Origin of the sequence: Microbacterium sp. 13-71-7, assembly GCF_002257455.1 — a bacterium.
In the GTDB taxonomy this organism is placed as follows: Bacteria; Actinomycetota; Actinomycetes; order Actinomycetales; family Microbacteriaceae; genus Microbacterium.
Window position 1 is genome coordinate 1 of the sequence record NZ_NCKN01000144.1, and the last position, 10,339, is coordinate 10,339.

The 10,339-nt window shown below is 73.5% G+C and carries 13 protein-coding genes; 7 read left to right on the top strand and 6 right to left on the bottom strand.

Going from position 1 to position 10,339, the window contains the following annotated elements; all coding sequences use genetic code 11:
- The 3 genes from B7X32_RS13735 to B7X32_RS13745 form a co-directional block, all read right to left on the bottom strand.
- The coding region (locus B7X32_RS13735) for a response regulator transcription factor (RefSeq protein WP_292720619.1) at nt 1–565 on the bottom strand (565 nt) is incomplete at its 3' end.
- Complete coding sequence (locus B7X32_RS13740) at nt 562–1,851, bottom strand: histidine kinase (RefSeq protein ID WP_292720622.1); 1,290 nt, start codon at nt 1,849–1,851, stop codon at nt 562–564. The genes B7X32_RS13735 and B7X32_RS13740, both read right to left, overlap by 4 nt.
- A gap of 118 nt (nt 1,852–1,969) precedes the next feature.
- Nucleotides 1,970–2,635 carry a TrmH family RNA methyltransferase gene (locus B7X32_RS13745; protein WP_292720624.1) on the bottom strand — a complete coding sequence of 222 codons (666 nt, stop codon included), beginning with the start codon at nt 2,633–2,635 and terminating at the stop codon, nt 1,970–1,972.
- A 143-nt stretch (nt 2,636–2,778) separates the two neighbouring features.
- Here B7X32_RS13745 and B7X32_RS13750 point away from each other — a divergent pair, with 143 nt between their 5' ends.
- The 6 genes from B7X32_RS13750 (at nt 2,779) to B7X32_RS13775 (ending at nt 6,916) form a co-directional block, all read left to right on the top strand.
- A complete protein-coding gene (locus B7X32_RS13750) occupies nt 2,779–4,053 on the top strand; it encodes an Nramp family divalent metal transporter (protein WP_292720626.1) in 1,275 nt (424 codons plus the stop codon).
- Nucleotides 4,054–4,175: 122 nt separating this feature from the next.
- Nucleotides 4,176–4,526 (top strand): hypothetical protein, encoded by a 351-nt coding sequence (locus B7X32_RS13755; RefSeq protein WP_292720628.1) that lies wholly within the window; start codon nt 4,176–4,178, stop codon nt 4,524–4,526.
- A gap of 108 nt (nt 4,527–4,634) precedes the next feature.
- Nucleotides 4,635–5,267 carry a metal-dependent transcriptional regulator gene (locus B7X32_RS13760; protein WP_292720630.1) on the top strand — a complete coding sequence of 211 codons (633 nt, stop codon included), beginning with the start codon at nt 4,635–4,637 and terminating at the stop codon, nt 5,265–5,267.
- Between the two features lie 46 nt (nt 5,268–5,313).
- Nucleotides 5,314–6,177, top strand: coding sequence for an HAD-IIA family hydrolase (locus tag B7X32_RS13765; RefSeq protein WP_292720632.1), 864 nt, complete (start codon nt 5,314–5,316; stop codon nt 6,175–6,177).
- An 8-nt stretch (nt 6,178–6,185) separates the two neighbouring features.
- Nucleotides 6,186–6,758: a YdeI/OmpD-associated family protein gene (locus tag B7X32_RS13770; RefSeq protein ID WP_292720635.1), complete on the top strand. Its 573-nt coding sequence runs from the start codon at nt 6,186–6,188 to the stop codon at nt 6,756–6,758.
- Nucleotides 6,755–6,916 carry a hypothetical protein gene (locus B7X32_RS13775; protein ID WP_292720637.1) on the top strand — a complete coding sequence of 54 codons (162 nt, stop codon included), beginning with the start codon at nt 6,755–6,757 and terminating at the stop codon, nt 6,914–6,916. Before B7X32_RS13770 ends, B7X32_RS13775 begins: the two co-directional genes overlap by 4 nt.
- 117 nt (nt 6,917–7,033) lie before the next feature.
- Here the strand turns inward: B7X32_RS13775 and B7X32_RS13780 are convergent, their stop codons facing one another.
- From B7X32_RS13780 to pyrE, 3 genes are read right to left on the bottom strand one after another with little or no spacing between them, the layout of a single operon-like run.
- Nucleotides 7,034–8,215, bottom strand: coding sequence for an anhydro-N-acetylmuramic acid kinase (locus tag B7X32_RS13780; RefSeq protein WP_292720640.1), 1,182 nt, complete (start codon nt 8,213–8,215; stop codon nt 7,034–7,036).
- 3 nt (nt 8,216–8,218) lie between these two features.
- Nucleotides 8,219–9,136 carry an ROK family protein gene (locus B7X32_RS13785; protein ID WP_292720642.1) on the bottom strand — a complete coding sequence of 306 codons (918 nt, stop codon included), beginning with the start codon at nt 9,134–9,136 and terminating at the stop codon, nt 8,219–8,221.
- A gap of 32 nt (nt 9,137–9,168) precedes the next feature.
- Entirely contained in the window at nt 9,169–9,744 is a 576-nt protein-coding gene (gene pyrE / locus B7X32_RS13790) for an orotate phosphoribosyltransferase (protein ID WP_292720645.1), read from the bottom strand.
- Between the two features lie 290 nt (nt 9,745–10,034).
- Here pyrE and B7X32_RS13795 point away from each other — a divergent pair, with 290 nt between their 5' ends.
- Nucleotides 10,035–10,271, top strand: coding sequence for a hypothetical protein (locus B7X32_RS13795; protein WP_292720648.1), 237 nt, complete (start codon nt 10,035–10,037; stop codon nt 10,269–10,271).
- Nucleotides 10,272–10,339: the final 68 nt, after the last annotated feature.

The following is a 10,339-nucleotide window of genomic DNA, read 5'->3' on the forward strand; positions in this document are numbered from 1 at the left end:
CGTGCGTCTTCACCGTGTTCTCGCTGAGGAACAGGGCCCGCGCGATGTCGTCGTTCGACGCACCGGTCGCGAGCGCCTGCGCGACCTCGCGCTCCCGGCCACTGAGCGGCGCGAGCGCCGCTTCGGGATCGGCCGCGGGTCCTCCCTCCCGCACGAAGCCGAGCAGCGCCGCCGTCGCGCGCGGCGACATGGCGGCGTCCCCGGCCGCCGCGGCGACGACCGCGTCGGCGAGCGCCTGCGGGGTGGCGTCCTTCGTGAGGAACCCGCTCGCCCCCTCGCGGATCGCCTCGACGACGTATTGGTCCAGGTCGAAGGTCGTGAGCATGAGTATGCGGATCCCCGGCTTGAGGTGCAGGATCTCCCTGGTGGCGGCGATGCCGTCCATCCCTGGCATGCGGATGTCCATCAGCACGACGTCGACGGCGTGACCGCGCACGTGCGCGATGCCGGCGTGCGCATCGGCGGCGGTCGAGACCTCGGCGATGCGCGGATCCCGGCCGAGCATGATCGCGACCGCCTCGCGGAACAGCTCCTGATCGTCCACGAGCAGCACCCGTATCGTCATGCGCCCTCCCCCGGCTCCGCCGAGCGCGCGCCGGGAGCAGCCTCGCCCGTCACGGCGCCCGCTTCCTCCGGCGACACCGGAAGCACCGGCAGCTCGGCCCGCAGCAGCCAGCCGTGCGATCCCGATCCCGCGAAAGGGCCCGGGTTCGCCGCGGCGACCGCCCCCGATGCGAGCGACCCGCCGGCGAGCCGGATCCGCTCGCCGAGGCTCACGAGCCCGGTCCCGGTGCCCAGATCGGATCCGCTGCGGCCGGATCCGCCGTCGTCCTCGATCTCGAGAGCGACCCGCTCCTCGGACCACGACAGGCGCACCTCGATCCGCACGGGCGGCAGCGCATGCCGCATCGCGTTCGTGAGCCCCTCGCGCGCCGCGCGCTGCAGCGCGAGCGCCGACGCCGGCGCCAGTGCGCGACGGGCTCCGGTCTCGACGAGCCGGGTGGCGCACGCGGGACTGCGCACCGAGGCGACCAGCTCGGCCAGGGAGTCCGCCGTCGGCAGCGGTTCCTTCGGGGCCTCGCCCTCGGCCGCGACGATGGCGCGCATGCCGCGCAGCGCGTCGCGGCCCGTGTCCACGACGACGCCGAGCGCCCGCTCGCTGACCTCGGGCCGCTCACGCACGAGCGCCCTGGCCACCTCGGACTGCGCGATCATGACCGTCATCGCGTGCGCGACGACGTCGTGCAGCTCGCCGCTGATGCGCATCCGCTCGTCGGCGATCGCCTGCCGCACGCGCACCGCGGTGCGCTCCTCGGCGCGGCCCGTCGCCGAGCGCACCAGCAGACCGCACGCCCATGCGGCGGTCGCGCTGGCCGCGAGTCCGAGGAAGGCGCCGAGCCGCAGCAGCGCGAGGTCGATGCCCGGCGCCGACCCGAACGCCGGCTCGGCGAGCGCGATCATCCCCGCGCCGGCGAGCCCGACGCCCAGCGCGACGACGGAGACCCGCACCCGCTCGCGCGCCGCGACCTGGGCGAGGCACAGGAGATACACGACCGCGGACGGGTGCATGACCGCGGAGGCGGCGCGCGCCGCGGGGATCAGCACCAGGAGCAGCATCAGCGCGCTCGCGACGAGGAAGCCCGCGACCGGGCGGCGCACCGACAGCAGCGAGGCGCCGTGCAGCGCCGCGAACCCCAGTGCGAGCCCGATGACCACCGGCAGAGCGGGGTGCGGGGTCGACCACGCGAGGGAGGCGAGGCTGATCGGCAGCAGCACGACGAGGGCGGTCAGCGTCACGATCAGCGCCGCGCCGCCACCGCGCACCCCGATCCGCGCCTTCTCCGTCCGCACGTCCCCATGCTGGCATGCGGCCGCGCGCGCGTCCTCACCCGTGCGAGTGAGCCGGATCCGGGTCCGGGGTTGCGGCTCGGGGTCCGAGGGGCGGGGTCGCGGGACCGGCGTCGCAGAGTCAGCCGGCGTGCCTCCGGCACCACTCGTACATGATCACGGCCGCCGCGGCGCCGGCGTTGATCGAGCGGGTGGATCCGTACTGCGTGATCTCGACATGCCCCGCCGCCGCCGCGAGCGCCTCGTCCGACAACCCAGGGCCCTCGGCGCCGAAGAGCAGCACGCAGCGCTCCGGAAGGTCGGCCCGGTCCACCGGGACGGCCCCGTCGAGGTTGTCCACGGCGATGATCGGGATCCCCTCGGCCTCCGCCCACGCCGTGAACGCCTCCACCGTCTCGTGGTGCACGACGTGCTGGTAGCGGTCGGTGACCATGGCGCCGCGGCGGTTCCAGCGCCGCCGCCCGATGATGTGCACGGTGTCGGCGAGGAACGCATTGGCGCTGCGCACGATCGAGCCGATGTTCATGTCGTGCTGCCAGTTCTCGATCGCCACGTGGAACGCGTGCCGACGGGAATCGAGGTCGGCGACGATCGCCTCCATGCGCCAGTAGCGGTACGCGTCGACCACGTTGCGCCGGTCGCCGTGGGCCAGCAGGTCGGGATCGAAGTGCTCCCCCGAGGGCCACGCATCCGGGCCGCCCGGCCACGGGCCGACGCCATGCTCGACGGGCTCCCCCGGCTCTCCCGCCGTCGTCGCTGACTCGCTCTCTGGCGCCGGATCCTGCATCCCGCCAGCGTAGCCGCGGGAGCGCGCTCCGACGTTCCGCGCGGCGGGCTTGGCAGGCAGGGTCCCGCCCTCTCCGCGCCCTCGATCCGGATATTTCGGTATGCCTAAAAATAGAGTAGGTTTTCGGTGTGCCTAAAACCACGGTGACCATCGCACCCCCGCGCTCCGACGCCCCGGCCTCCGCCCGCGGCGCTGCGCTGCTCGGTCCTGCACTGGTGGCCGGGGTCGCGTACGTGGATCCGGGCAACGTCGCCAGCAACATGTCCGCGGGCGCGGGCTACGGCTACCTGCTGGTGTGGGTGGTCGTCGTGGCCAACGTGATCGCGTGGCTCGTGCAGTACCTCTCCGCGAAGCTCGGCGTCGTCACGGGGCGCAGCCTGCCCGAGCTGCTCGGCGACCGCCTGAAGCACCGGTTCGCGCGCCGCGCGTACTGGCTGCAGGCCGAGCTGGTCGCGATGGCGACCGACATCGCCGAAGTGATCGGCGGCGCGGTCGCGCTGCAGCTGCTGTTCGGGATCCCGCTGCTGCTCGGCGGCCTCATCACGGGGGCGGTCTCGATGATCCTGCTCGCGGTGCAGGGGCGTCGTGGCGCGCGGCCGTTCGAGTTCGTCGTGATCGGCCTGCTCGCGGTCGTCACCGTCGGGTTCCTCGCCGGACTGCTCGTCGCCCCGCCGGATCCTGCCGCCGCCCTCGGCGGACTGGCGCCGCGCTTCACGGACTCCGGATCCGTGCTGCTCGCGGCCTCGATCCTGGGCGCGACGATCATGCCGCACGCGATCTACGCGCACTCCGCCCTCGCCAGGGACCGGTTCGGATCCGCCCCGGTGCATCCCGGCGGAGACCCCGAGCCTGCAGGGCGCACCCCGATCGCACGGCTGCTCACGGCAACCCGGTGGGATGTCACTCTCGCGATGGTCATCGCGGGCGCCGTGAACCTGGGGATGCTGCTGCTCGCCGCGGCCACGCTCCCCGGCGTCAGCGGCACCGACTCCCTCGAGGGTGCGCACGCCGCGATCAGCGCGCAGCTCGGCCCGCTCATCGGAACGCTGTTCGCCGTCGGACTGCTGGCCTCGGGCCTCGCGTCGACGGCGGTCGGCGCCTACGCGGGCGCCGAGATCATGCACGGCCTGCTGCGCGTGCGCATCGCGATGCCGGTGCGGCGCCTGGTCACCCTGGTTCCGGCGCTGCTCATCCTCGGACTCGGCGTGGATCCCACCTTCGCCCTCGTGCTCAGCCAGGTGGCGCTGTCGTTCGGGATCCCGTTCGCGCTCATCCCCCTCCTCGCGCTCACCGCCCGGCAGCGCACGCTCGGCCGCTACGCGAACCGCCTGTGGACCACGATCGCCGGCGTCGTCGCGGCCGCCCTGCTGATCGCGCTCAACGCCGTCCTGCTCTGGCTCCTCCTGACCGGTTCCTGACCGCGAGACTCCAACTGGGCGACGAGACAGCACGCCAGGACCGCAGTCTCGTCGCCCAGTTGGAGTCTCGCGGTCAAGGGTGGGCGGACGGGAGGCACAGCGTCCGCGGGTAGGCTCGGGGGATGGCCAGATCCCGCCGCCCGTCCGCCGCGCAGCGCGCCGCCGAGAAGGCCGAAGCGCAGGCCTCCGCGCGCAGGGCCGTGCGGATCTGCACGTGGGCGTCGCTCGTCACCGCCGCCCTCGGGATCCTGCTCCTGGCCCTGCCGAGACTGCTTCCGGCGGGCGGACCGTGGGTGCAGCTCGCGCTCGGGGCGCTGACCCTGATCCTGTCGTTCCGCGCCCGCGCGATCGGCATGCGCGGGGTCGAGGGCTTCGACGGCCGTCTGTCCCTGGTCGGCGCTCTCGCCGGATTCGCGATCATGTTCTTCGCCGGCCAGGCCGCGTTCGCGGTCCTCTCCGCCGTCGCCCACTGACCCCGCCTCCCCCACCTCTGCGTCGTCCCCGTGAGCGGACCCCCTGGGGTGCGCTCACGGGGACGACGCAGAGGTGGGAAGCACAACTACGGCGGTTAGGGTGGAGTCGTGGCATCCCCCGCGGCCGACGACTACCTGAAGACGGTGTTCGCGCACACCGAATGGCAGCCGACGCCGATCACGCCGTCGCAGCTCGCCGCGAAGCTCGGCATCGCCCCGTCCAGCGTCACCGAGATGGTGAAGAAGCTCGCGGCGTCGGGTCTCGTCTCGCACGTGCCCTACGGCGCGGTGCGGCTCACCGACGACGGCGAGCAGCGCGCGCTCGCGATCATCCGCCGGCACCGCCTCATCGAGACCTGGCTCGTGCGCGAGTTCCACTACGCGTGGGACGAGGTGCACGACGAGGCGGAGGTGCTCGAGCACACCATCAGCGACCGGCTGCTCGAGGGCATCGACGCCCGGCTGGGCCGGCCCCGCTTCGACCCGCACGGCGACGCGATCCCCGACGCCGCCGGCCGCATCGACCGCGAGCCCTTCGTGGTGCTCGCCGACGCCGCGGCCGGGCACACGGGTCGCGTCCTGCGCGTCGACGACCGGGACCCGGAGCTGCTGCGCACCCTGGAGTCCGCGGGGCTCGCGATCGGCGGCGAGGTCGTCGTGATCCCGGGCGGTCTGCGGATCGACCGCACCGACGTCGTGCTCCCCGATGCCGCCTCCGAGGTGGTCTGGCTGTCCGCCTGAGGACCTTCGTCATCCGCCGGTAACGTCGCGCCTCTAGGCTGGGCGCATGGTCGAACGCGCGGACATCGAATGCTGGCTCACCGACATGGACGGCGTGCTGGTGCACGAGAACGACGCCCTGCCCGGCGCCGCCGACCTGCTGGCCGGATGGGAGCGGGACGGGATCCCCTACCTCGTCCTCACGAACAACTCGATCTTCACCGCGCGCGACCTCTCCGCTCGTCTCCGATCGAGCGGCCTGCACGTGCCGGAGGAGCGGATCTGGACCTCGGCGCTCGCCACGGCCGACTTCCTCCAGCAGCAGCTGCCGGGCGGATCCGCGTTCGTGATCGGCGAGGCCGGAATCCTCACCGCCCTGCACGAGGCGGGCTTCATCATGACGGAGACGGATCCCGACTTCGTCGTGGTCGGCGAGACCCGCAACTACTCGTTCGAGGCGATCACCAAGGCGATCCGCCTCATCGAGGGCGGCGCCCGCTTCATCGTCACGAACCCCGACGCGACCGGTCCCAGCGCCGACGGCCCGATGCCCGCGACGGGTGCGATCGCCGCCCTCATCACGAAGGCGACGGGCAAGGACCCGTACGTGGTCGGCAAGCCGAATCCGATGATGTTCCGCTCCGCGCTCAACAAGATCGGCGCGCACTCCAAGAAGACCGGCATGATCGGCGACCGCATGGACACCGACATCGTCGCCGGCATCGAGGCGGGCCTGCACACCGTGCTCGTGCTCACCGGCATCAGCGACCGCGCCGAGATCGAGAAGTACCCGTTCCGCCCCGACGAGGTCGTCGGCGGCGTGATCGACCTCGTGCGGTCGACTCCCGAGAGCGTCGCCCCTTCGGCGGGCTCGGCGACCGAGACGACGGGCTCGTCGGCCGAGGCGACGGGCTCGGGGACCGAGGACTGAGGATCCCGATGGGCGCACTCGACGAGGGCGTGCGGGTCACGGCCGCCGACGCGTCGGCCTGGCGCGCCTGGCTGGCCGAGAACCACGCGACCGCGTCCGGAGCCTGGCTGGTGCGACCGCGCCCCGGCAACGACGACGTGCACATCGGCTACGAGGACGCGATCCTGCAGGCGCTGTGCTTCGGCTGGATCGACGGGCCGGTCCGCAGCTTCGACGAGCGCATCGGCGGCCTGTGGTTCGCGCCCCGTCGGGCGTCCAGCGGCTGGGCGGCGACGAACAAGGCCAGGATCGCACTGCTCGAGGAGGCGGGGCTGCTCGAGGCCGCCGGCATCCGCGCGATCGAGGTCGCCAAGGCCAACGGCGCCTGGACCGTGCTCGACGGCCCCGAGGCCGGGATCGAGCCCGACGACCTCACCGCCGCCCTCGACGCGTCCCCCGCCGGCCGAGCGGGGTGGGACGCCTTCCCGCCGTCGGCGAAGAAGGTCGGCCTCACGCACATCGCGATGGCGAAGCGGGCCGAGACCAGGGCCGCGCGGATCGCGAAGATCGTCGCCGATGCGGCGGAGGGGAAGCGACCATGACCTCGAATCCGATCATCTGGGTCGCCGCCGTCATCGCGCTCGGCACCCTGGCCGCGTGGATCGTCCAGATCGTGCTCAGCCGACGCCGCCGCGACGACGGCCGCGGCCCGTGGTGGGAAGGCCCCTGGGACGAGGACGAGGACGAGCGCGACCGCTGACCCTCGGCCGGAACCGCCGCCCCTCGGCCGGGGATCCGCCGACCCCGCCGGGACACCCGCCGACGGCGCCCGCCGACGCCGACGCCGACCGGGCTCGGCCGGACCGGCCGCCGACGCTCAGTCCAGAGTGAGCGACGCGATCCCGGCGACCGGCTCCGGCAGCCGGAGCGGACCGGATCCTGGCGTGATCGTGCCGAGGATCCGCGGCGCATCCGCGCCGGTCGCGCCGGGCAGCACGGCCGGGACGCCGTGCAGCGTGCACCAGCCGATGAGCGCGAACAGGATCGCCTCCTTGGCGTCGGCCGGGGCGCCCAGCGCGTCGGCCGACACGACCTCGACGCCGTCGAGCGCGGCGCGCAGCCCCTCCATGACGACCGGGTTGTGCGCCCCGCCGCCGGAGACGGCGAGGAAGGCCGCGCCCCGTGCGGCGATGTCGCGCGCGACCGTCCGCACCGTGAGCTCGGTGAGGGTGCGCACGAGGTCGGCGTCGGCGATGCCACGCACCTGCGCGGCGAGGTGGTCCCGCACGTACGCGAGGTGGAAGTGCTCCTTGCCCGTGCTCTTCGGCGCGGGCAGCGCGTAGTACGGGTCGTCCAGCAGCGCGGAGAGGAGCTGCTCGTCCACCCGGCCGGCCGCGGCGATCCGGCCGTCGGCGTCGTAGCCGCGCTCGTCGAGGCCGCGGTCCTGGATCACCGCGTCGATGAGCGCGTTCGCCGGGCCGATGTCGTAGCCGAGCACCGGGCCGGATCCGACCAGCGTCACGTTGGCGATGCCGCCCAGGTTGAGCGCGGCCGCGACGCCGCCCTCCGGCAGCGCGTTCCGCAGCAGCAGGTCGTCGAGGAGCGACACCAGCGGCGCGCCCTGCCCTCCCGCCGCGATGTCCCTGATCCGCACGTCGGAGACGACCGGAGCGCCCGTGCGCTCCGCGATCCACGCGGGCTGGCCGATCTGCAGAGTGCCGTGCGCGCGCCCCTCCGCGATCCAGTGGAAGACGGTCTGCCCGTGCGAGCACACGGCGTCCACGCCGCCCACCGCGTCCGCCGCCGCGGCCGCGGCCTCCGCGAACGCCTGGCCGATCAGGGTGTCGAGCTCGCACACCTCGGCGAGCGTCGTGGCGGCGGGAGGCAGCGCGGCGACGAGACGGGCGCGCAGCTCGGGCGCGTACGGGGTCTCGGCCGTGTGCAGGACGGTCCCCCGCAGCACGGCGCCCTGCGGCCCCTCGCCGTCGACGCGGAACTCCACGACGGCGGCGTCGATCCCGTCATGGGACGTGCCGGACTGCAGACCGAGGACGCGCATGGGCTACCGCAGCACGAGCGCCGCGGCGCCGATGAGCGGCCCCTCGTCGCCCAGCCCGGAGCGCACGACGCGCGTGCGGCGGGAGTAGTCGTGCTGCGCGCTCTCGCCGAGGGCCGCCTGCACGAGGTCGATGTAGTCCTCGGCGACGCGGGAGAAGCCGCCGCCGATCGCGACGACCTCCAGGTCCACGAGCGTCGAGGCATCGGCGAGCGCCTGTCCCACCGTGCGGGCCGAGCGCTCGATCGCGGCGCGCGCGATCGCGTCGCCCGCCTTCGCGTCCCTGGCCAGGTCCTCGCCCTGCTGCCCGGTCCATCCCTGCGTGCGGGCCCAGGCCACGCTCGCGGGACCGGAGGCGACCTGCTCGACCGTGAGCTCCGGCGTCGCGTGCACCTGGCCGAGATGGCCGGCGTTGCCGGAGGATCCCGGCAGGTAGCGTCCGTCCACGACGAACCCGCCGCCGACACCGGTCGACACCACGATCGAGAGCGACGCCGCGGCGCCGCGCGTGGCGCCGTACCGCGCCTCGGCGAGAGCGAGGCAGCCGCCGTCGTGCGCGAGCACCGTGTCGACCGGAGTCCCGTGCGCCGCCTCGGCGGCGGACCGCACGGCGTCGCGCAATCCGAAGCCGTGCGCGCCGGGCATGTTCACCGGCACGATCGTGCCCTGCTCGCGGTCCACCGGACCGGCGCTGCCGATGCCGGCGCCGACCAGTTCGTCCTCGGGTCCCCGTCCGGCGAGCGCATGGGCGACGACCTCGCCGATCGCCGTGCGCAGCGAGTCGAAGGTCGCGTCGGGGCCGGTCGGGCGGCGGCTGCGGGTGCCGACGACGACGGTGCCGTCGGCGCGCACCAGCGCGGCCTCGAGCTTGGTCCCGCCCACGTCCACGGCAAGCGCGACGCGGCGGTCCTCGGAGGCGGTCATCTCACCGGTCGCGAGGTAGGTCGGCGCGCCGGTCACTGCGGGTCGAGCCCGAGGTCTTCGAGGTCGATCGCGGCGATCCACTGCAGACCCGCAGCCTCGATCGCGGCCTGCGCCCCGGTCTTGCGGTCGACGATCGAGATCACGGCGACCGGCTCGGCGCCCGCCGCGCGCAGCACCTCGACGGCCTTGAGCGGGGATCCGCCCGTGGTCGACGTGTCCTCGACGACGACCACGCGCTTGCCCGTGACGTCGGCGCCCTCGATCTGACGCCCTCGGCCGTGATCCTTGGGCTCCTTGCGCACCACGAAGGCGTCGACCGGGGATCCGGCGCGCACCGACTCGTGCATGACGGCGTTCGCGATCGGGTCGGCCCCCAGGGTGAGACCGCCGACCGCGGCGATGCCGTCGAGGCCCTGCATGAGGTCGAGCACGATGCGGCCGATCGCGGGCGCGGCCCGGTGGTCGAGCGTGAGCCGGCGCATGTCGACGTAGTAGGTGGCCTGCTTGCCGCTGGCCAGAGTGAAGTCTCCGTGGAACACCGCCTCGTCCTTGATCAGGGCGATGAGGGCCTGGCGGTCGGCTTCGAGTTCGGGGGTGCTGAGCGTCACGGCTCAAGTCTAGGAGCGCGCGGGCGTGAGCGAAGCGCCCTCCTCTCGCTCACGTCGCAGAAGATGCCGTTCTGAGCTCCGAAGAGCGGCATCTTCTGCGACGGGAGCGGTCATCGGATCCGGATCCGGGCGCCGGACGGTCCGGATCCGGGCGCCGGACGGTCCGGATCCGGGCGCCGGACGGATCGGATCCGCGCTGGTCGCGTCCGGCCTGACGGTGCGAGGATGGGCCGTGGTCGCCACGGCGCCGCGAACGACGCGACGCGAACGGCCGAGACTGGAGGTCCCGCATGCTCGATGTCGACACCTACGCCGCCCTGGCCCGGCTGAAGCCGGTGCCCCCGCTGGAGCTCTCCAGCCCCGATTTCGACGCGAACGGGCCGCTGCCGGTCTGGGCGTGGTCGGAGTCCCGCGGTGGGGACGACCGCTCCCCCGCACTGATCTGGGGCGAGCCGCCGGCCGGCACGAAGAGCTTCGCCCTCTCCATCTACGACCCCTATAGTTCCTTTGTGATTGATGACCCCTGATTAGCTGTGCTCCCGCCAAGAAGTAGCAGCGAATCGGGGGTTTTCTTTTTTCCGTCCGGTAATCTTAT

Excerpts from the sequence above, each read along its gene's own strand:
- B7X32_RS13745 (WP_292720624.1), bottom strand. The coding sequence starts at position 2,635 with ATGCAGGATCCGGCGCCAGAGAGCGAGTCAGCGACGACGGCGGGAGAG.
- B7X32_RS13755 (WP_292720628.1), top strand. The coding sequence starts at position 4,176 with ATGGCCAGATCCCGCCGCCCGTCCGCCGCGCAGCGCGCCGCCGAGAAG.
- B7X32_RS13765 (WP_292720632.1), top strand. The coding sequence starts at position 5,314 with ATGGTCGAACGCGCGGACATCGAATGCTGGCTCACCGACATGGACGGC.
- B7X32_RS13770 (WP_292720635.1), top strand. The coding sequence starts at position 6,186 with ATGGGCGCACTCGACGAGGGCGTGCGGGTCACGGCCGCCGACGCGTCG.
- B7X32_RS13775 (WP_292720637.1), top strand. The coding sequence starts at position 6,755 with ATGACCTCGAATCCGATCATCTGGGTCGCCGCCGTCATCGCGCTCGGC.
- B7X32_RS13780 (WP_292720640.1), bottom strand. The coding sequence starts at position 8,215 with ATGCGCGTCCTCGGTCTGCAGTCCGGCACGTCCCATGACGGGATCGAC.
- B7X32_RS13785 (WP_292720642.1), bottom strand. The coding sequence starts at position 9,136 with ATGACCGCCTCCGAGGACCGCCGCGTCGCGCTTGCCGTGGACGTGGGC.
- B7X32_RS13795 (WP_292720648.1), top strand. The coding sequence starts at position 10,035 with ATGCTCGATGTCGACACCTACGCCGCCCTGGCCCGGCTGAAGCCGGTG.